Source organism: Variovorax sp. Soil_C_12 (genome assembly GCF_057657375.1).
In genome coordinates, this window is the sequence record NZ_JBDGIO010000030.1 from 1 (window position 1) to 19,569 (window position 19,569).

General features: G+C 63.4%; 18 protein-coding genes. 1 reads left to right on the forward strand and 17 read right to left on the reverse strand.

Going from position 1 to position 19,569, the window contains the following annotated elements:
- Window positions 1-273: 273 nt before the first annotated feature.
- From AC3A6X_RS35865 to AC3A6X_RS35940, 16 genes are all read right to left on the reverse strand, one after another.
- Window positions 274-903 (reverse strand): EthD domain-containing protein, encoded by a 630-nt coding sequence (locus AC3A6X_RS35865; RefSeq protein WP_487846625.1) that lies wholly within the window; start codon window positions 901-903, stop codon window positions 274-276.
- 28 nt (window positions 904-931) lie between these two features.
- Window positions 932-1,627, reverse strand: coding sequence for an EthD domain-containing protein (locus AC3A6X_RS35870; RefSeq protein ID WP_487846626.1), 696 nt, complete (start codon window positions 1,625-1,627; stop codon window positions 932-934).
- A gap of 5 nt (window positions 1,628-1,632) precedes the next feature.
- Complete coding sequence (locus AC3A6X_RS35875) at window positions 1,633-2,817, reverse strand: NADH:flavin oxidoreductase/NADH oxidase (protein WP_487846627.1); 1,185 nt, start codon at window positions 2,815-2,817, stop codon at window positions 1,633-1,635.
- 16 nt (window positions 2,818-2,833) lie between these two features.
- Window positions 2,834-3,754: a DMT family transporter gene (locus AC3A6X_RS35880; protein ID WP_487846628.1), complete on the reverse strand. Its 921-nt coding sequence runs from the start codon at window positions 3,752-3,754 to the stop codon at window positions 2,834-2,836.
- A gap of 3 nt (window positions 3,755-3,757) precedes the next feature.
- Window positions 3,758-4,981 carry an MFS transporter gene (locus tag AC3A6X_RS35885; protein ID WP_487846629.1) on the reverse strand — a complete coding sequence of 408 codons (1,224 nt, stop codon included), beginning with the start codon at window positions 4,979-4,981 and terminating at the stop codon, window positions 3,758-3,760.
- The gene (locus AC3A6X_RS35890; RefSeq protein WP_487846630.1) at window positions 4,978-5,619 is read right to left on the reverse strand and encodes a 3-oxoacid CoA-transferase subunit B; all 642 of its coding nucleotides are present in this window, start codon (window positions 5,617-5,619) and stop codon (window positions 4,978-4,980) included. The genes AC3A6X_RS35885 and AC3A6X_RS35890 overlap by 4 nt, the downstream gene beginning before the upstream one ends.
- The gene (locus tag AC3A6X_RS35895) at window positions 5,616-6,275 is read right to left on the reverse strand and encodes a CoA transferase subunit A (RefSeq protein WP_487846631.1); all 660 of its coding nucleotides are present in this window, start codon (window positions 6,273-6,275) and stop codon (window positions 5,616-5,618) included. The genes AC3A6X_RS35890 and AC3A6X_RS35895 overlap by 4 nt, the downstream gene beginning before the upstream one ends.
- A complete protein-coding gene (gene fahA, locus AC3A6X_RS35900; RefSeq protein WP_487846632.1) occupies window positions 6,272-7,546 on the reverse strand; it encodes a fumarylacetoacetase in 1,275 nt (424 codons plus the stop codon). The genes AC3A6X_RS35895 and fahA overlap by 4 nt, the downstream gene beginning before the upstream one ends.
- Entirely contained in the window at window positions 7,543-8,847 is a 1,305-nt protein-coding gene (gene hmgA, locus AC3A6X_RS35905; protein WP_487846633.1) for a homogentisate 1,2-dioxygenase, read from the reverse strand. Before hmgA ends, fahA begins: the two co-directional genes overlap by 4 nt.
- A 139-nt stretch (window positions 8,848-8,986) precedes the next feature.
- Window positions 8,987-9,946, reverse strand: a complete 960-nt coding sequence (locus AC3A6X_RS35910; RefSeq protein ID WP_487846634.1) for an MBL fold metallo-hydrolase — start codon at window positions 9,944-9,946, stop codon at window positions 8,987-8,989.
- Between the two features lie 32 nt (window positions 9,947-9,978).
- Window positions 9,979-10,689, reverse strand: a complete 711-nt coding sequence (locus tag AC3A6X_RS35915; protein WP_487846635.1) for an ABC transporter ATP-binding protein — start codon at window positions 10,687-10,689, stop codon at window positions 9,979-9,981.
- 15 nt (window positions 10,690-10,704) lie between these two features.
- Window positions 10,705-12,483 (reverse strand): branched-chain amino acid ABC transporter ATP-binding protein/permease, encoded by a 1,779-nt coding sequence (locus tag AC3A6X_RS35920; protein WP_487846636.1) that lies wholly within the window; start codon window positions 12,481-12,483, stop codon window positions 10,705-10,707.
- Window positions 12,480-13,403 carry a branched-chain amino acid ABC transporter permease gene (locus AC3A6X_RS35925; protein ID WP_028250709.1) on the reverse strand — a complete coding sequence of 308 codons (924 nt, stop codon included), beginning with the start codon at window positions 13,401-13,403 and terminating at the stop codon, window positions 12,480-12,482. The genes AC3A6X_RS35920 and AC3A6X_RS35925 overlap by 4 nt, the downstream gene beginning before the upstream one ends.
- A gap of 58 nt (window positions 13,404-13,461) precedes the next feature.
- Window positions 13,462-14,658: an ABC transporter substrate-binding protein gene (locus AC3A6X_RS35930; RefSeq protein ID WP_487846637.1), complete on the reverse strand. Its 1,197-nt coding sequence runs from the start codon at window positions 14,656-14,658 to the stop codon at window positions 13,462-13,464.
- A 69-nt stretch (window positions 14,659-14,727) separates the two neighbouring features.
- Window positions 14,728-15,504 (reverse strand): SDR family NAD(P)-dependent oxidoreductase, encoded by a 777-nt coding sequence (locus AC3A6X_RS35935; protein WP_487846638.1) that lies wholly within the window; start codon window positions 15,502-15,504, stop codon window positions 14,728-14,730.
- Between the two features lie 28 nt (window positions 15,505-15,532).
- Window positions 15,533-17,293, reverse strand: a complete 1,761-nt coding sequence (locus tag AC3A6X_RS35940; RefSeq protein ID WP_487846639.1) for an FAD-dependent oxidoreductase — start codon at window positions 17,291-17,293, stop codon at window positions 15,533-15,535.
- Between the two features lie 134 nt (window positions 17,294-17,427).
- On the opposite strand from AC3A6X_RS35940, the gene AC3A6X_RS35945 reads away from it, so the two are divergent.
- On the forward strand, window positions 17,428-18,222 hold the full coding sequence (locus AC3A6X_RS35945; protein WP_487846640.1) for an IclR family transcriptional regulator: 795 nt from the start codon (window positions 17,428-17,430) through the stop codon (window positions 18,220-18,222).
- 927 nt (window positions 18,223-19,149) lie between these two features.
- On the opposite strand, the gene AC3A6X_RS35950 is transcribed toward AC3A6X_RS35945, so the two are convergent.
- Complete coding sequence (locus AC3A6X_RS35950; RefSeq protein ID WP_487846641.1) at window positions 19,150-19,563, reverse strand: cupin domain-containing protein; 414 nt, start codon at window positions 19,561-19,563, stop codon at window positions 19,150-19,152.
- Window positions 19,564-19,569 lie beyond the last annotated feature (6 nt).

Consider the following 19,569-nt stretch of genomic DNA (forward strand, 5'->3'; position numbering starts at 1 on the left):
GCCCAACACCTGCCCTCAGGCCGTAGCCGTGCTTGGCGCTGCGCTTCGCAAGGGCAGGTATCGGGCAACCCTTAACATCAGCGGGCCTTCGCGGGGCGCGGCCGACCGTCCGCTTGCAGCCGGATAGCTGACCATAAAGTTGTGATCCAAGCGAAGTGCACGTCGGGCCATGGGGTGCGTTCGCGGCGCAAGATCTGTCGATGGTCTACTTGGGCAATGTTGCGGCCGCCCCTCACATCCGCGCCGATGCAGGTCATCGCGTGGGTCGCTGGACTACCTGATGTGAAGTTGGTCGATGAGATAAGCGACCCCGTCAATTGTGTGCGTCTCAATGACGCGGCGCAGCTCTGATGAGAGTTCGAAAGCCTCGTGGGCCATTGCAACGCTATCGAGCCAGACACAGATGAAGCCAGTCGGAGGAGACGGCTCCGTCCACAATCGCTCGCGACGAGCTGTCGATACCGTCCAGTTCAGCGCGACATTGTTCCCGGTGGTGTGCGCCACTCGGCGCAGTTCGCGCCACAGCGCGTCGCGCATCTTCGCTTGCGCATGAAATGCGATGAGGACTTTCACAGGCTGTTCGGCCGATTCATCTCCATCGGTCTCGACCACGCACAATGTCCAGCCCTTCAGAAAGATCGGTTCGTCGGCAGGTATGTATTTCTGACCGACCGCGGATGCTTGGGCCAGGCGCATAGCGTCCGCATCAGCAAAGAAGAGCTCCACGACCCCGTCCACGTTGAAGGCGGGCTCGCCGCTGCTTGCCCACAGGATCTTGTCGACGCGGTTGTGGGTGTACTTGGTGATGCCTCCCATGCCCAGCGCGAGCTGGGCATGAGGGCCCGCCCAGTACGCCCTGAAGTCGCACGTGGCAGTTCCTTCCTTCTTCGCAAGGAGCGTCATCCTCTTCATCATCTGGGGCCTTTCGGAGCTACAGCACCTGCCGCTCGGCTACTACGAAGGCAGTGATCTCAGCCAGGAACGTCTTTGCGTGGGCCATCGTCTCCTTCCCGGCTTCGGAGCCGAACGCAGCCTCCAGCGTCGCAGCATCCTCGAACCAGAGCTCGACGATGCCGTCGATCGGGAAATCGTCGTAGCCACATGATTGCCCCTTCATCAATTCACGGGCGATCACGACGTTCTGCCTGTAGGCACCGACGCCTGGCATTTTGCGGACCAGATCGCCGTGGACCTTCCATTCGCGTCGAAAATCCTCTTCGCTGAGATCAGGCCGTCGCTTCAAGATTGACATGCGCTTCAGTAGCCGAGCACGCGCTGGCGGTTCCGGCAACTCGATGACCACATGCTGCTCGGCGGTCACGATGTGCAAATCACCCAGGAAATGGTTTTCGTCTGCAATGAGTTCCGCAGCGAGCTCGCTGTCGCTGAACGCGTGGTTCGCTTTGCCAACGTCATCGAACCACAGCTGCGAGAAGCCGTCGAAGTCCCACGGTCCACGCGGGAAATCGATGCCTCGCTGCAAGCGCTCTGTCACGGGGTTTTGCCAGTACGCCCGCAGGCCAGGCGCTCGCTTGGCAAGCGCACCATGCTGGTTGCACCAATAGTCGCTGAATTCTTCAGTCGACCAGTCGGATTTTTTTCGGATCAGGCCCATTCGTACGTTCATGGTGCTCACTCCTGGATGGTGTTTGGTTCAATGAGTTCGGCCGCGGCCTGCGCACGGGCACGTGCGAGGCCCGGAGCGCGTTTTGCAAGCCAGACGCCGTGCCGGACTGGCCAGCGCTTGTATGCGGGGTCCACCCCCAAGGTGATGGCGGCGTGATGCGGCCAGTACGGATCGAAGAGTGCTTCGCGACCCAGGGCGATCAAGTCGGCCTTCCCGTCGGCTAGCACCTCTTCTGCCTGGTGCGCATCGACGATCATTCCAACGGCTTGCGTCTTGATCTGCGCCTCCTGGCGAATCCGCTCCGAGAACGGCACCTGAAATCCGAGTCCTCGCGGGACCGGCAGCGCGCGCGTTTCTTCTGTCAATCCACCGGACGAGCAGTCAATGACGTCGACGCCGCAACCGGCAAGCTCGCGCGACAGGACGATCGAGTCCTCGAGGCTCCAACCATCAACGCTGCCATCGACCGCCGACAGCCGGCAGAACAGGGGCTTGCCCGCTGGCCAGGCCGCACGAACTTTGCGCGCGATCTCGAGGGCCAGACGCATGCGTCCTTCAAGGCTGCCGCCCCATTCGTCATCGCGGTGGTTCGAGTTCGGCGACAAGAAGCTTGCGACCAAATAGCCGTGGCCGAAATGGAGCTCCACCACGTCGAACCCGGCCTGTTCGGCGCGCATGGTCGCATCGACGAACCGTTTTACAACGTCTGCGATGCCGGCGGCGTCCAACGCGACCGGCGCCGACCATCCGGGGCCTGCGGGCAACGCGCTCGGCCCAAGGCGCCGCCAGGGCTGCGGATCCGATGCGAGGCGATGCTCAGACAATGCCGCGCCGCCTTCCCACAGCGGCTGGCTTCCTGACTTTCGGCCCGCGTGGGCCAACTGAACGCCAATCGCACCGCCGTTGGAATGGACGAAATCAACCACCTCCTTCAGCGGAGCGATCTGGCTGTCCTCCCAAAGGCCCAGATCCGCCGTGCCGATGCGGCCTCGAGGATCGACGGCCGTGCTTTCGGTGAGGATCAGCCCAGCGCCGCCGAGGGCGAATTTCCCAAGGTGGACCATGTGCCACGGCGTCGCGCGCCCGGATTCGGCCGCATGCTGGCACATGGGCGAGATGACGATTCGGTTGTTCAGAACCAGCTCGCGAAGCTGAATGGGTTGGAAAAGAAGTGGTTCACTGGTGGTCATAGGAAAGCCTGTTCAGTTAGGGGGCGACGACCGAGACGGTCGCGGGTTGCCGAGTACCCAGATAGGTGCCGCCCATCACGGCAAGAAATCCGACGAGGTGCCAGAGCGTCAAGCGTTCGCCGAGCAGCAAGGCCGCGAACCCAACGCCGAAGACGGGCACCCAGTAAAGAAACACGGCGGTACGTGCGACGCCGATGCGCGCGATGGCGCGGTTCCAGACGAGGTTGGACAGCGCGGTCGCCATGACACCCGAGAACAGAATGAACGCCCAAGGGCGCCAGCCTGGAAAGAGCCCATCGAATCCAATCGCGGGCGACTCGAGGGTGGCGTGGACTGCCAGAAGGAACGACCCGACCAGATAGATCGCCCAGCTGATGGTCAGCGTGTGGAGGCGGCGCGCCAGGCGCTGGATGATTGCGCCGCCCGCAGCAAAGCTGACGACGGCGGCCACCAGCATCAGGTCTCCGGCGCCCGCGCTCGAAAGGCCGGCGCCTGGATGGCTCAGGACTACCGCCGCCACGCCCGCGAAGCCCAGAACGACGCCCAGCAGGCGCAGCCACGTCATCCGTTCACGGAAGGCAACCGCGGCGAGCAATGCGGACACCAGCGGGCTCAGCGCCATGATCAGTGCGCCGTTGGTCGCCGTCGACCGCAGTAACCCCTCGGCGAACAGTATCTGGTTGAGGTAGACCATCAACACCGCACAGACGACGATCGCCGCGCACTGGCCCATCGACAGCGTGGGCAGCCGACAGCGTTTCCACAGCATGACCAGGGTCAGCGCTGCGCAGGCCACAAGCATTCGCAGTGCCGCCACAGTGGTGGGATCGAAGATGCCGGTCAAGACCTTCACGGCGGCGACGTTCAATCCCCAGACGGCCATCGCTGCGATCAAGGTCGCCTGGACAGCGCCTGGGCTCGTTTCGCGCTCGGACATCGGTCAGGCCTCCTTCAGAGTGCGGGTGTGCCGTCTGATCAAGGACGCAAACGCGGCGCCTAGAAGCAGGAAGCCAAGCGCCGAGAACGCAAATGCCATAGATGACGAATAGCGATCGACCATCCACGCAGCGAGCAAGACCCCTAGCGACTGACCCAGAAAAAGGACGCTTGCGAACAGCGACACAGCGGTGCCGCGCACGGCAGGGGCCATTTGAGTGGCGTTGGTCTGCAGGGTGTTGTGCAAGGCGTAGAAGCCAAATCCGGCGACCAGGCAGGCGGGAAGTGTCAGATGCCAGGACGGTGCAAACGCGATCGTCGCGAACGCGAGGCCCGCGCAGACGCCCCCGATGTTCGCCAGGCCGGTTTCACCGAATCGGCGCAGCAGGACGCGAGCACAGCGGCTGTAGATGAGACCACCAATGCCGTAAAGCGCGGCAATCCCGCCTGCAGTCGGCATGGTCAGATCGAACGCGGCGTGCAGGTGAACTGGGATGAAGGCAATCGCGCTGAACGCCAACGCGCCTTCGATGCAAGTAACGAGCAACACCGTCCTTGCCCACGGGCGGGCGAGCACGTCCAGCGCTCGCCGGCCCACACTTTCGGAATCTCCCGATGCCGGGGACGCGAGGCCGTTCGCCCGCTTGGCAAGCATCGCTCCGCTGATCAGGAAGACCAGCGCGAGGATGGCGAATGCCCATCGCCAGCCCATCAGGTCGGCGATGACCCCGCCAAGCCACTGGCCGCAGATCATTCCGAACACAGTCGCACTGAGGAGCTTGGCCAGCACCTCCTGGCGACCCTCGTAAGGAACGCTGTCGCCGATCCAGGCCATCGTCAGCGGGATGATTCCGGCCGCCGCCATTCCGGACAGGATGCGGCTGGCGACGAGCCAGTCCAAGGTGGGCGACAAAGCTGCTGCCACGCTTCCGATCGTGCAGGCGAGCGTCGCGTAACCCACCACGCGCACCTTGCCGCGGCGATCACCCAAGGGCCCGTAGAACAGTTGGAGCACACCGTAGGCCATGGCAAAACCGGAGATCGCCAAGGCAGCCTCCCCGGTTGTCGTCGAGAACTCCGCAGCCAACGAAGGAAGCATGGCGTCGCAGACACGCATGGAAGCCATGCTTGCGAACGCACAGGTGCCGATGAGCCAGAGCGTTCGCGAGTCGAGGGGTCGATTGCTCATCGTCGCGTCGCTCTGTCCGGCGGCTGCGCTCGCACTCATGGCACCAGACCTGATGCCAGGATCAGATGCGCATCGGTCGCAGCGACCACTTCCCGGACCGACACGCCAGGGGCAGTCTCTTCCAGCACAAGCCCGTTCTCGGTCGGACGGATGACTGCCAGCTCGGTGACGACGAGATCGACACGCCTTACCGAGGTGATCGGCAGGCTGCAGCGCGGCACGATCTTGGAGCCGCTCTTTGAACGATGCGTCATCGCGACGATGACCCGGCGCGCACCCGTCACCAGGTCCATGGCGCCGCCCATGCCTGGAATCATGGAGCCAGGTACCATCCAGTTGGCGAGCTGCCCGAGTTCGTCGACCTCCAGGCCACCGAGCACCGTCACATCAAGGTGACCGCCCCGGATCATTCCGAAGGAGAACGCGGAGTCGAAGGCGCAGGCGCCGGGCAATGCGCCAACCGGGCGCCCGCCGGCATCGGTGAGGTTGATGTCCTCGAATCCCTCGCCGGGCAACGGACTCATGCCCATGATGCCGTTCTCGGAGTGAAAGAAGACCTGAAGCATCGCCGGCAGGTACTGGGCGACCAGCGTGGGCAGACCGATACCGAGGTTGACGCGATCGCCCTCCTTCAGTTCTTGCGCGACACGCCGTGCGATCACTTCCTTGTCGTTCATGACGCCCGCTCCTTTCCGACCAGGACATGCACGAGTACGCCAGGCGTGATGACGGAGTCCGGAGCGATCATGCCCACAGGCACGATGCTTTCTGCCTCCGCAATGGTCGTCGTGGCCGCCATGGCCATCAGCGGATTGAAGTTCCGTGCCGTGAGCGTGTATTCAAGATTGCCGTAGTAGTCCGCCCTCTTCGCGCTGATCAATGAGAAATCGGCCTTCAAGGCGGTTTCGAGCAGGTAGCTGCGGCCGTCGACCTCGAGGGTGCGCTTGCCCTCTGCGACCAGGGTGCCGACGCCCGTGGGCGTCAGGATGCCGCCTAGACCGAATCCACCGGCGCGGATTCTTTCTGCCAGGGTTCCCTGAGGTACAAGCTCGACCTCGACGGAGCCGTCCAGCATGAGCCGCTGCGTCACGGCATTGGTCCCGATGTGGCTGGCGATGACCTTTCGGACCAACCCCGCATCGATGAGCCGGCCAACGCCAACCCCGGGTCGCGCGGTGTCGTTGCTGATCAGGGTGAGCCCACCACGACGCTGCCGAATCAGCTCGTCGATGAGCCGCGGTGGGCATCCCACACCCATGAACCCGCCCACCATCAGCGAGGCCCCTTCCGGGATCATCGCGATCGCCTGCTCGAGCGGGACGGCTTTTTTCATCGTGGTTCGACCGTGCCGACCACTTCGCCCAGCCCGATGCGCGCTGCGCCTTCGCGCTCGCACCACCCGCGCATGATCAATGCGTCACCGTCCTCCAGGAAGCTGCGCTGCTCGCCGTTGGGAAGTGTGATCGGCTGCTTGCCGCCGCCGGTGAGTTCCATCAATGAGCCGGCTTCGCTGGCCTCCGGGCCCGACAAGGTGCCCGAACCCAGCAGGTCGCCCGGCTGCAGGTTGCAGCCGTTGACCGTGTGGTGGGCGATTAGCTGGGCCGGCGTCCAATAGGCCGCGCGAGTGGTGTTCGTCCGCGAGAGCCGCACAGGTTCCTCACCCGCTTCGCGCATCCTCGCGGTCTGCAGAAGGACCTCCAGCTCGATCGAAACCGCGCCTTGGACGCGGTTCGTCTCCGAGTCCAGGTAAGGCAGCGGTTGCGGGTCTCCCGCGGGACGCTCGAAGGCCACGCGAAATGGCGCCAGAGCCTCGCTCGTGACCAGCCAGGGTGAGACCGTGCTGGCGAAGTTCTTGGAGAGGAAAGGTCCCAGGGGCTGGTACTCCCAACCCTGGATGTCGCGCGCCGACCAATCGTTGAAAAGGGTCACCCCGAACAGGTGCGCCTCGGCCGCATCCATGCCGATGGGCTCCCCTTGCGCATTTCCTTGGGAGACGAACCAGCCGAGTTCGAGCTCGTAGTCCAAGCGCTTCGACGGGCCAAGGATCGGCGCGCCAGCGTCCGGTGTCTTGGTCTGGCCCTGTGGTCGCTTGAAGCGCTGGCCGCTGACGCCGATCGACGAGGCGCGGCCGTGGTAGCCGATGGGCACCCACTTGTAGTTCGGAAGCAGCGGGTTGTCCGGGCGGAACTGCTTGCCGACGGTGGTCGCGTGGTGCACGCTGGTGTAGAAGTCGGTGTAGTCGCCGATGCGGCAGGGCACCGTCATCTCGACGGCCGACTGGGCGAAGAGGAAATGGCCCCACTCGGTGGTCTGCGCGCTGCCTTCGGCCAGGCCGTCGGAGATCGCGGCACGCAGGGCCTGGCGCTCGGCCGGGTTCTTCGCCATCACCACATTCATGTCGTCGGTGTGGACCAGGCCGGTCGCCTTCAGGTCGAGCACCTGGTCGCCGATCGCGACGCCGATGCGAAAGGGCTCGCCGCTGCCCGCGGGCCGGAAGCGGCCCAGGGGAAGGTTCTGGACGGGGAAGTCGCAGCCGGCCTGGTTGGCCGAGGCGACCCAGCTGCGCAGTGCCGGGTCGTGGGTGGCGTTCAGTGCGTTGGTCATGGCTTGAATTGGTCCTTGAGGCCGGCCCAGCAGTCGGCGTAATCGGCGTCCAGCGCCGGGCTCTGCAGCGCCCAGGCGGTGGGGATGAAGCGGAAGCGGCTCTCGAACATGAAGGCCAGCGTGTTGTCCAGCTTCTGCGGCTTGAGGTCGGCGTGGCTGGCCTTGTCGAAGGCTTCCTCGTCGGGGCCGTGCGGCACCATCGCGTTGTGCAGGCTCGCGCCGCCGGGCTTGAAGCCGCCGGGCTTGGCGTCGTACTCGCCGTAGACCAGGCCCATGAACTCGCTCATGAGGTTGCGGTGGTACCAGGGCGGGCGGAAGGTGTCTTCCATCACCAGCCAGCGCGGCGGGAAGATCACGAAGTCGCAGTTGGCGGTGCCGGGCGTGTCCGAGGGCGAGGTGAGCACGGTGAAGATCGACGGGTCCGGATGGTCGAAGCTGATCGAGCCGATGGTCATGAAGTTGGCGGTGTCGTACTTCACCGGCGCGAGGTTGCCGTGCCAGGCGACGACGTTGAAGGGCGACTGCTTCATCGGCGCGCGCCAGAAGCGGCCGGCGAACTTCTTGACGATCTCGTAGCCGCCGGCCTCGCTCTCGAACGCCGCCAGGGGCGCCTGGAAGTCGCGCGCGTTGGCCAGGCCGTTGGAGCCGATCGGGCCCAGCTCGGGCAGGCGGAACTGGGCGCCGTAGATTTCGCAGACGTAGCCGCGGGAAGGACCGTCGGGCAAGGCGATCTTGAAGGCCACGCCGCGCGGCAGCAGCGCGATCTCGCCGGGCTTGACCTCGAGCACGCCCATCTCGGTGGTGATCGTGAGACGCCCCTGTTGCGGCACGAGAAGCATCTCGCCGTCGGCATTGACGAAGGCGCGGCGCTCCATCGAGCGGCCGGCGAGGTAGACGTGCGCGGCGATGCCGCTGTGCGCCTCGGCGTCGCCGTTGGCGGCAAGGGTGCGCATGCCGTCGACGAAATCGACGTCGGCGTTGTCGAGCGGGATCGGATGCCAGCGCAGCGGCTCCGGCGCGAGCGCGATCTCGCGGTCGGCACCGGTCTGCCAGTGCGTCTGCGCGTAGGGCTGGTAGCGGCCGGAGACGACCGAGGGCTGGCGCCGGTACATCCAGCTGCGCCGGTTCTCGTGGCGCGGTGCGGTGAAGGCGGTGCCCGAGATCAGCTCGGGATAGAGGTCGAAGGGCGCGCGCTGCGGGCTGTTGCGGCCCTGCGGCAGCGCGCCGGCGACGGCCTCGCTGGCGTATTCGTTGCCGAAGCCGCTCTGGTAGCGGCGTTCCGCGGTCAGGCGATCGTTCACGATGGGTTCCTTGACGTGATGCGTGGCTGGGATCGTCGACCGCTGCGAAGCGCATGGGCGAGACGATCCCCACCGCGCCGACTTGGCGTCGGCGCGAGACAACTGCAGATTTCGTTGATTGCTCTTGCGAGCGAAGGCGCTAGCCTTCCAGGGTCTTCCACATCTCGACGTCGCGCTCGGCGGTCCAGATGCGCGGGTCGGTGTACTGGGTCACCTCGTCGTAGCACCGCGTGACGTCGAACGGCATGCAGTGGTCAAAGATCACCCAGTGCCCGTACTTTGGCTTCATGGCAGCAAACGTGTCCTTGTAGACGGCGTTCAGGTCCTTGCCGGCATCGACGCCCTTCTGGACATTGGCGTACACGTCCGAAATGAACTCGCGTGTCTCGCTGAGGCCCTTGGAAACTTCCTCGGGCGTGGTCAGCGCGGCGCCGCGGCCAGGCACCAGCGCCTTGGGCTTGAGTGCAGCAACATTCTCGAGCGTCTTGGGCCAATCCTTGAAGTAGGCATCGCCGGCGTAGGGTGTCGCACCGAACTCGACCAGATCGCCCGACAGCAGGGCGCCCTCGCCAGGAAGCCACACAACGGTATCGCCCTTCGTATGGCCACGGCCGAGCTGCAGCAGCTGCACTTCGAGCTTGCCGAGCCACAGCGTCATCTTTCCAGTGAAGGTCATGGTGGGCCAAGTCATGCCGGGCGGGACGGTCTCGACACCTGCGAACAGACGTGGGAAGCGGCCGATCTCGCTCGCCTTGTCCTGCTCGCCGCGCTCAACGATGAGGTCCCGCGTGTCCTGGCTCGCGAGAATGTGTTCCGCCCCGTAGGCGCTGGCACCGAGCACGCGCACTGCGTGGTAGTGCGTCAGCACGACGTACTTGATTGGCTTGTCGGTCACTTCGCGAATGCGACGGATGACATCGGCCGCCATGGCCGGCGTGGCCTGAGTGTCGGCAACCAGCACGGCATCGTCGCCGATGATGATGCCGGTGTTCGGGTCGCCTTCGGCCGTGTATGCCCAGGCGTGCTCGGAGATCTGGCTGAAGGTGACATTCTTTTCTTCCAGGTCGGCCTGGCTCGCAAACTTCTTCGTTTCGGTCATGGGGTACTCCTTGTGTGGACGGGGTGAATGGGTCAGTGCGAACCGAGATAGGCCGCCTTGACCTTGGGATCGTTGAGAAGTGCGCGACCGGTGCCCTCCGCGGTGATGTGCCCTGTTTCGAGGACATAGGCTCGATCGGCGACGCCGAGCGCCTGCTTGGCCATCTGTTCGACCAGCAAGATGGTCAGGCCCGCCTCGCGCAGTTGGCGGATCGCATTGAAGATGTCCTTGATGATCAAGGGCGCGAGGCCGAGCGAAGGTTCATCCAGCAGCAACAAGCGAGGGTCACTCATCAATGCGCGGGAAATCGCAAGCATCTGCTGCTCGCCGCCGGACAAGGTTCCAGACAACTGGTCCTGGCGCTCTCGTAGTCGCGGAAACCGCTGGAACTCGCGCTCGATGGCGGCTGCCGTGGCGGATGGGTCGCTCTTTCGCGAATAAGCACCGAGCATCAGGTTTTCGCGCACGGTCTGATCGGCAAACACGCCGCGGCCTTCCGGCGACATCGCGACGCCGAGGCCCACCCGTTGATGCGATGCAACGTTCGTGATGTCCTTGCCATCAAACAGGATGCGACCTTCAGTGACAGGCTCCAAGCCGCAGATGCTCTTGAGCAAGGTGCTCTTGCCGGCTCCGTTGGCGCCAATGATGGTCACCACCTCGCCCTTGCGCACTTCGATGCTCACGCCCTTGACTGCCTGAATGGCACCGTAGGCAACCTTGACTGATTCGAGTTTCAGCATTTTTGACTTTCCGGTTCAGGCTGCGGCGAGCGCTTCTTCGGGCTCGTCGACGCCAAGATAGGCCTCGACGACACGGGGGTTGGCTTGCACCTCGGCGGGCTTGCCCTCGGCGATCTTGATGCCGTAGTCGAGCACGATGACGTGGTCGGAGATCGACATGACGAGATCCATGTGATGCTCGACCATCAAGATGCTCACGCCGCACTTGCCGATTCGAAGCAGCAGTTGACCGAGCTCGGCCGTCTCCTGAGGGTTGAGACCGGCAGCCGGTTCATCGAGCAGAAGGAGTTGCGGTTCGGTCGCCAGTGCCCGTGCGAGCTCGACGCGGCGTTGCAGGCCGTAAGGCAGGCTTCCAGCCGGCTGGTGCGCCAGATGCAGCAGGCCCACCAGATTCAGCAACTGCAGGGCACGGGCCCGCGTCGCGGCCTCTTGCTTCTTCGCGCTCGGCAGGTGGAACAGGGACGCGAGGAAGCCGTTCGTCATACGGCTGTGACGGCCGAGCATGACGTTGTCGAGCACCGACAGTTCAGCGAAGAGACGCAGGTTCTGGAAGGTGCGCCCCATCCCCATGCAGCAGATCGAGTGCACCGGTTGACCGGAGACTTCCTGGCCAAGGAACTGGATCGAGCCCTCGGTCGGATCGATCAGGCCCGTCAGCATGTTGATCATCGTGCTCTTGCCGGCCCCGTTCGGCCCGATCAGCGCGTGAATATGCCCGCGCTGCAGCCGGAACGAGACGTTCTGGGCCGGCTTCACGCCGCCGAAGTTCTTGGTGACTCCTTGCACCACCAGCAACTCCCCTTGGCCCTCGGGACCGATGCGTGTGGGTGCGGCATCGGCGTTCGCAACTTCGGGTTTCTCGGTCGACCGCCTGAACCACTTCGAGAACAGACCGGTCACGCCGCCTGGCATCACATAGAGCGCAAACAGCAGCAGGAAGCCGTAGAGAAAATGCTGCGCCGAAGGCCAGCGAGCCAAGGCCGCATCGACCGCCGTCAGGATGACGGTGCCCACCAGCGGTCCATACTGGGATCCCGCTCCGCCGAACAGCACCAGAAGCAGGATGAAGATTGACAGATGGAAAGTGATGAAGTCGGAGTTGATGTACTGGTTTTGCTGGGCGACGAGCGCACCGGCAATGCCGCATGTGACGGCCGCAACGACGAACGCGATGACCTTGGCGCGATAGACGCGAACACCCACCGATGAAGAAGCAATCTCGTCAGCCTGCAGCGAGAGCAGCGCGCGGCCGAAACGACCCTGCAGAAGGTTGCGCAACAAGAGGTGCGTCAAAGCGCACAGGCCAATGCCAAGCCAGACCCATTGCAGCGAGGTCAATGGTTGCCCGTCCCAGGTCAAGGCCTTGATGCCATAGATCCCTTGCGCGCCGCCGAACACGTCGGTCCATTCGCCCACGAGCTTTTCCACAACAATGCCGAACGCCAGCGTCACCATGGCGAGGTATGGCCCCTTCACTCGCAGCGACGGCAATGCGATGAGGACGCCGCAAACCGCAGAGATGCCGGCTGCCACTACCAGCGCGAGCCATGGGTTCATTTCGGTACGCGTCGTCAGCAGTGCAACCGCATAGGCTCCTGCAGCGAAGAGCCCGGCCTGGCCCAGCGACTTCTGCCCCGCATAGCCCACCAGCACGTTCATGCCGGCAGCGCAGAGGTAGTAGACGCACATCATGAAGACGATGCGCAGGTAGTAGTCGTTTCCGAACAGGGACGTGATGCCGATCAGAGCGGCGGCAGCGAGCACGACGCCCACGAGATGTTGACTGCGCTTCATACCTTCTCCACCAGCTTCTTGCCGAACAAACCTGTCGGGCGGAACGCCAGCACCAGGATCACGAGACCGAAGACGGCCACCTCACGCCACTGGGCCTGCCACAGGTTCACCAGCGACTCGAAAACACCGAGAACGAACCCGCCGATCACACAGCCACGCGGATTGCTCAGGCCTCCGATCATTGCGCCAGAGAATCCCTTCAGGCCGACCGTCAGACCCATGAAGAGCGACGCTTGGGCGATCGGAGCAAGCAGGAAGCCTGACAGGCCTGCGAGCGCGGAACTGATCACAAAGGCGCCGATCATCACGGCGTTGGTGTTGATGCCCATGAGGCTGGCCACGTTGCCGTTCGCGGCCACCGCACGCATGGCTTTGCCCACCATGGTTCGATTCATGACGAAGTCGAAGCCGATCATGATGACCACGGCGACGGCCAGCGTCAGAAGCTCCTGGGGACGCACGCCGATTCCGAGCAGTCGGATCACTTCGTCGCCCACCGGCCCGGGGACCACAACGGGTTTGGGTCCCCAGATGGCCAAGCCGATACTCTGCAGGATGACTCCGAAGCCCAGGGTGCTCATGACCCAGGCCATGCCCGGTCGTCCTGCAAAGGGCCGCACGCCGATCGCGTAGAGGAGCCATCCGAGAAGGCCCATGACACCAAGCGCTGCTGCAAGAGCAAGAAGCTGGGCGCCAGCGCCTGGCAGTGCCTGACCAAAGGTGGTGGAGGTCACGGGAAGTCCCAGGACCAGGAAGAGCGCGCTCATACCGATGAATGCACCCGCCGACACGAACTCGCCGTGCGAGAAGTTCAGTGTCTTGGTCGTCGTGAAAGTGATGCTGAAACCCAGGGCGACCAGCGCGTAGGCACCGCCCACGGCCAAGCCACTGAGAATCGCTTGCAAGAGCGCCTCAACCATAGTTGCCTCCGAGATGATTGCCCGGACCGCGGGATGCGGCCCGGATACGCGAATCGCGTTACTGCTTGAAGTCCGCGCCAGCCAGGGAGCCGACGATCGAGTCCGTGTACGGCAGCAGCTTGCCGTCCTTCCAGCGAATCCACACCAGGTCCTTGGCTGTCAAGGCTTCGTGGTTGGTCTTGCTGAAGGGTTTGTCGTAGGTCTTCAAAACACCTTGGACCGGGGTCTTCAGGTCCTCCAGCGCGAGGCGAACGGCCGATCCGTCGAAGCTGTTGGCTTGCTTTGCCGCGGCGGCATAGAGCATGACCGAGTCATAGCCGTGCAGCGCGAAGGAGAAGGAGCCCGGCGCCTTGAGCTTGGGGCCGACGCGGTCGAACAGTTTCTGTTGGGCCGGCGTGCGCGACTCGCTGACCGTACGCATGAAGATCGGCTTTTCCGCCAACGTCTTGCCTGCCGCGTCATAGAACGTGATGTTGTCTGCAGCCCACGAGGTCAGTACCAGAGGGAAGTAGTTGATCTTTTCCATGCTGCGCACCAGCTGCGCGATGGGGGTTCCCTGTGCCCAGACCACAACCGTGTCGACGCCGGCAGACTTCATCTTGCTCAGCTGCGACGTCATGTCCGTATCGCCCACGCCGAATCGCTCCGTCGCTGCGATCTTGATGCCCTGGGACTTGGCAATCTCTTCCATGTCTTTCAGGCCGCCCTGGCCGTACCCCGTCGTCTCGGCCATGAAGCCGACGACCTTTGACTTGTCCGTGTTCTTCTTGACATACGCCATCAGGGCGGCAACCTGCTCGCGGTCCACCATCGAGACGCGGAACATGTAGTTGTCCGCGCCCGGGCTCATCGGCTTCGTGATGTCAGTGCCCGAACCCACGTTGCCGATGACCGGAATCTTCTTCTGGTTGGCGATGTGCTTCCAGGCCATGGCATTGCCGGAATTGGTCGGACCGAATACGGCGGCAACCTTTTCGTTGTCGACCAGCTCGCTCATGTTCTGGATCGACTTCGGGGGCGCCGAAGTGTCATCGCGAGTGACCAGCGCCAGCTTCTTGCCAAGCACGCCGCCCGCGGCATTGATGTCGGCAATAGCCGCTTCCATGCCCAACACTGCCGCTTGGCCGCTTTGCGCGGAGGGAGAGGCCGACAGATCGCCGTTGTAGCCCAACTTGATGTCTTGGGCACTTGCGGCCGTTGCGGCAACAACGCTCGCGGCAAGTACGGCTGTCTTCAGGAAATTAGGAATGCTCATAGCTGTCTCCGGATTTTTCGAACTCAGTGAGTTCAGGGTTGCGAACAAGGAAGGAATGAAGCCTGGGAATCAGGAAGCAAGGAAGCCGCCGTCAACGGGTAGCGTCACGCCCGTCACGTAGGAGGCCATGCTCGATGCCAGGAACACGACGGGCCCAACCAGCTCTTCGGGCTGCCCGACGCGCGCCATCGGCGTGCGCAGCATGAACTTGTCGAGGCGATCTGGCGCTTCCCGCGTGTAAGACGTCATTGGCGTCTCGATGACACCCGGCGCAATCGCGTTCACGCGGACGCCGTCTTTTGCCAGTTCAACGGCGAGCGCCTGCGTCATGAGCTTGACCGCGCCCTTGGATGGGGAGTACCCCACGACGTTGGGAATTCCGGTGCTCGAGGCGATGGACCCGACGTTGATGATCACGCCCTTGGTTTCCTTCAGCGCACCCAACCAGGCGTGCGTTGGAAGGAAGGTGCCCATCACGTTCACATTCAGAGTGCGCTCGAGGTTCGAAGCCACCTTCGGACTGTCCAGACCTTCGCGGATGATGATGCCGGCGTTGTTCACCAGGATGTCGATGTTTCCGACTTCGCTCGCCACGGTGAGCGCCAGTGCCTGGCAAGCATCTTGCGAAGTCACGTCCAGCTTGTATGCGACGGCCTTGCCGCCTGCGGCATTGATCTCGGCAGCAACTGCTGTGGCGTTCTGGTCGTTCAAGTCGGTCACGACGACCTTGGCGCCCGCTTTCGCGAGACCCTTTGCGATCGCCTTGCCATTGCCCTGACCTGCGCCGGTCACAAGAGCGATGCGCCCGTTCAAGACTTGCGGTGCCATGAGTTCAGAGATTTCCATATGTCTGTCCTGTTTTCGTTTGTGGAGATCAGGCGGCGCGGACACGCTGGCGCGGAGTGGCCAACGGGACAACATCAGCGGCCGCAGGTCGCTCCGTTTGGTTCGCAAGCGCGTTACCGACGACATAGCCGAAGGTCAGCGCCGGGCCGAGCGTGATGCCGGCCCCGGGGTAGTTGCCACCCATGATGCTGGCGGCGTCGTTGCCGACGGCATAGAGACCCTTGACCGGTTGCCGAGCCTGTTTGAGGACTTGGCAAGACTCATTCGTCAGGAGGCCGGCGAATGTGCCAATCTCGCCGACGACAATCTTGATCGCGTAGTAAGGGCCCTGGCGGATCGGAGCCATGCATGGGTTCGGCGTCACCAAAGAGTCGCCCTGGAAGCGGTTGTAGGCCGTGCTGCCCTTGCCGAACTTCGTGTCGACGCCCTTGGCGGCGTCGCGGTTGAAGGATTCGACTTCCTCTTGCAGTGCCCCGGAAGGCACGCCGATCACCTTGGCCAGCTCCTGAAGGCTGTTGCCCTTCTTGAGATAGCCGCTCTTCAGATGCTTGCCGATGGGCAGTGGGAACGGAGCCACTGCGCCCAGCCCATACTCGCGCAGGTGCTTGTGATCGCAGATGAGCCAGCAAGTGACCTCAGGCGTCCCCTTGCAGACCTTCACCAGGTCTTGAATGAAATCGTGATACGACAGCGCCTCGTTGGTGAAGCGGCGCCCCTTCGGGGTGACCGCAATGACGCCCGGTTTGGCACGGTCGATGAAATGAGGCATGACGCCCTCGGATCCATCCTTGCGCTTGGTCACCGAGGTCGGGCACCATGCCGCAGCATTTGGAATCGTGGGGTCGACCCAGCCTCCGACGGATTCGCCCAGGCGCAGGCCGTCGCCGGTATTCAGCGCGGGAGACGGGGTGAAGTGTTCGTGGCCCGTTGGTGCATGCGGGAACAACTGCTTGCGACGCTCCACGTCGTAGGGGAAGCCACCGCATGCCAGGACCACACCACGGCGCACGCGGATCTCGACTGGCTTGCCGTCCTGCACAACGGTCGCTCCGACGACGCCATCGCCTTCCACGATCAGCGACTTCACCGGCGAATTCAGCCACACCGGAACGTTGAGGTCCATCGCGGCCTTGGCGAGTCGGCCAGCCAAGGCATTGCCATTGGTCAGCGTCATCCCGCGGCCGTACCGCACGACATCAAGCAGATGTCCGCCGAACCGCTTAGCGACGTACCAGAAGGACTCGAATGATTTGAAGGCACGCAGGAAGTGCCACAGTTCCTTGCCTGAGCCGAGCATCATGCCGAACACGGTCAGCTCGGGCACGGGCGGCGCAAGCTTTTCGATGCGGCTGCCCAGTTCTCGCCCGTCGAATGGGCGGGTCACCATGGACCGGCCGGCCGGCTGGCCGCCAGGTGCTTCGGCGTGGTAATCCGGGAACATCGGCGGCATGTCGAACTGCACGCACGTGTTCTCGGTGAAGAAGTCGAAGGCTTTGGGTCCGTTTTCGATGAAGGCGTCGACGCGCGCGGCATCGAAATGGGTGGTGGCCTCGTGTTGCAGATAAGCGCGCGCCGCACCTGCCGGCTCGTCGATCCCCTGCTCCTTGGCGAGCTTGGTGCCGGGAATCCACAGCCATCCACCCGAACGTGCGGTGGTGCCGCCAAAGACCGGCGCCTTGTCGACGACCAGAACCTTGAGGCCCTGGTGGGCCGCTGTGACTGCCGCTGACATCCCAGACGCGCCAGTGCCGACCACCAGAACGTCGTACTCAGTTTCCTGCTTGCTCATTGACCACTACTCCTTGAGGTTGGGGCCTCGTCTGCCGACCCGATGACGTTAGTATGGTGCTAACGCGTCTTTCCTATACTAATGGTTTACCCTGACCTAATGAAGTTGTTAGAATCAGATTGTTAGGAGACGCTATGGCCGCACATGAAAGCGAAGGCAGTTCCGAGAAGGAACGTAGAGGCATCCAATCCATTGAGGCTGGAGGCCAACTGCTGCTTGCGCTCGGCGCACAGGGTCGCCCGATGCCTTTAAGGGAACTCGCCAAGGCTGCTGACATGGCGCCTGGGAAAGCTCATCCCTATCTGGTGAGCTTCGCCAAGCTGGGGTTGGTCACTCAGGAGGCTTCGACGGGCTATTACTGGCTCGGGCCAACCGCCATGCAACTTGGCCTGGTCACTCTTCGGATGCTCAATCCCGTTCGCGAAGCCACGCCGTTCGCGGAGGACTTGGCGAGGGAGACGGGGCACAGCGTTGCTCTTTCGGTCTGGGGCAATCAAGGGCCGACGGTCGTGTATCTCTTCGATGCGATCTACCCGCTACACACGAACATTCGCACCGGAACCGTCATGTCACTGGCGGGCACCGCCACGGGCCGCTTGTTCGCTGCCTATCTGCCCGCCAAGCTGATCGAGGAATCGCTGCTCGAAGATGAGCGGCGGCTCGGACCGGACATCGCAAAGCCAATCGACACCGACGATTTGCAAGGCATGCTGAACGATGTGCGCAAACACGGGGTGTCTCGCTCGATCAACAACCCCACACCCGGCGTCTGCTCCTTTGCCGCACCCGTCTTCGACTATTCGGGAAACATCGTGCTGGGGATCACGCTCATGGGACGCTCGCGATCTTTCGATACGGAGTGGACGGGCACCCAGGCGACAGCGGTGAGAGCTTGCGGCATCGAAGTTTCTAAACGCCTCGGTCGTTGAGCGCTGGACCTGGGCGACCCTCCGCCACTGCGCGCCGAGCCGCTGCGCAAATCCCCAGATAACCAAAGGGCGTCACACCATGGACGTGTGAACCGAGTTCGACTGTCTTACTTCAGGGCTGAAGTCTGCTTGCAGCCGCAAAACCGACGTTTGGGCAGCGAGGTTGAAGGTCGCTTGAGGGCCCTAACCGGGCCTACAGCGGACGGCAATGGAGCCCGGTAGCTGTCGTTGGGAGGGCGTTGAACCTGCGCCGGCGGAAATTTGAAAACCCGACCGGTGCAACTTTGACAACGACGCGCGCAAGCTGTTGATTTTCTTGGGTAACCAAGTGAGACAACCTTGGAGGAACTCACACGTTCGTGAGTTCGTTCAAAGTTGGGCCGGATTGCCACCGAATTTATGCCCTAACTTTGACGACGGCGCGCGCAAGTCGTTGATTCGATGAGGAATCGGCCAGTTGGGTTGCATTGAACGCCTCCGGCGTCCTGGGGCGATGCAAAGACCGGGCAGGGTAGGGCGCGGCGAGTCGCGCGCCGCGATCACAGCGAAGCGCGTGCGCACTGACCCAGTGGCGGGCAACAATTCTCAGCCAGCCAATTCCGGCCATCGGCCGAAGTTCGGTCCGGTGCGCCAAATTTCCGTTCAGGGCTGGTTGGAACCGCGCCCTCCGAAAGCCGCCATTGAGGATGATCGTCGGCTCGACGCCGTATGCCGTCCTTCGAGTGGCCAGACGATTGCAGTCGCCGAGACCGGACTTGGCCGCTTATGAGGGACAGCGCTCTAGTCGTCAAGGTGCACGCAATAGGCGGCACCAAGTGTGGCCACCATCAACGCCAGTAACCACAGGCCAGACTCAAGAGCGCTTCACAGGCGACTCGAGCCTTGCAGATCATTCTTGTCTTTCGCCTCAGGTTCGCATGGCGACCGTCAAGCGCCGACTCTCGTCCCGGCCAGCCCGTGCGAGCCGTCTTTGGCGGTGAAGAAACGCGCGTCTTGGCCAGCGCGCGCACCGCCGCTGTGGACGATGTTGGCTGGAATGTAGAGCACCTCTCCGGCTTGGCAGGCGTAATCCTTGCCGTCGATGTTCATGTCGATGATGCCGTCGAGCACGTAGATCCACTGTTCGTTCGGATGCGAGTGCGCGTCGGCCATCTGTCCCGCGGGCGCAGTCATCACCGCCACGATCAGCCGGTCGCCTTCGACGCAGCCGCCGACTACGGGCGAGTAATTGGGCGCGGCCTTGATGCGGTTCAAGTCGCCGAAGTTGAAGTGGTGCTGGCCGGCCTGGGCGCGGTGAGCGCCCGGTGTGCGGGCCGCGGGCGGCTGATCTTTCGTGCTCATCGGTGT

Coding starts and splice junctions, on each gene's coding strand:
- AC3A6X_RS35935 (WP_487846638.1), bottom strand. CDS start 15,504: ATGGAAATCTCTGAACTCATGGCACCGCAAGTCTTGAACGGGCGCATC.
- AC3A6X_RS35940 (WP_487846639.1), bottom strand. CDS start 17,293: ATGAGCAAGCAGGAAACTGAGTACGACGTTCTGGTGGTCGGCACTGGC.
- AC3A6X_RS35885 (WP_487846629.1), bottom strand. CDS start 4,981: ATGAGTGCGAGCGCAGCCGCCGGACAGAGCGACGCGACGATGAGCAAT.
- AC3A6X_RS35880 (WP_487846628.1), bottom strand. CDS start 3,754: ATGTCCGAGCGCGAAACGAGCCCAGGCGCTGTCCAGGCGACCTTGATC.
- AC3A6X_RS35910 (WP_487846634.1), bottom strand. CDS start 9,946: ATGACCGAAACGAAGAAGTTTGCGAGCCAGGCCGACCTGGAAGAAAAG.
- AC3A6X_RS35890 (WP_487846630.1), bottom strand. CDS start 5,619: ATGAACGACAAGGAAGTGATCGCACGGCGTGTCGCGCAAGAACTGAAG.
- AC3A6X_RS35895 (WP_487846631.1), bottom strand. CDS start 6,275: ATGAAAAAAGCCGTCCCGCTCGAGCAGGCGATCGCGATGATCCCGGAA.
- AC3A6X_RS35930 (WP_487846637.1), bottom strand. CDS start 14,658: ATGAGCATTCCTAATTTCCTGAAGACAGCCGTACTTGCCGCGAGCGTT.
- AC3A6X_RS35945 (WP_487846640.1), top strand. CDS start 17,428: ATGGCCGCACATGAAAGCGAAGGCAGTTCCGAGAAGGAACGTAGAGGC.
- AC3A6X_RS35865 (WP_487846625.1), bottom strand. CDS start 903: ATGACGCTCCTTGCGAAGAAGGAAGGAACTGCCACGTGCGACTTCAGG.
- AC3A6X_RS35915 (WP_487846635.1), bottom strand. CDS start 10,689: ATGCTGAAACTCGAATCAGTCAAGGTTGCCTACGGTGCCATTCAGGCA.
- fahA (WP_487846632.1), bottom strand. CDS start 7,546: ATGACCAACGCACTGAACGCCACCCACGACCCGGCACTGCGCAGCTGG.
- AC3A6X_RS35920 (WP_487846636.1), bottom strand. CDS start 12,483: ATGAAGCGCAGTCAACATCTCGTGGGCGTCGTGCTCGCTGCCGCCGCT.
- AC3A6X_RS35925 (WP_028250709.1), bottom strand. CDS start 13,403: ATGGTTGAGGCGCTCTTGCAAGCGATTCTCAGTGGCTTGGCCGTGGGC.
- AC3A6X_RS35875 (WP_487846627.1), bottom strand. CDS start 2,817: ATGACCACCAGTGAACCACTTCTTTTCCAACCCATTCAGCTTCGCGAG.
- AC3A6X_RS35950 (WP_487846641.1), bottom strand. CDS start 19,563: ATGAGCACGAAAGATCAGCCGCCCGCGGCCCGCACACCGGGCGCTCAC.
- AC3A6X_RS35870 (WP_487846626.1), bottom strand. CDS start 1,627: ATGAACGTACGAATGGGCCTGATCCGAAAAAAATCCGACTGGTCGACT.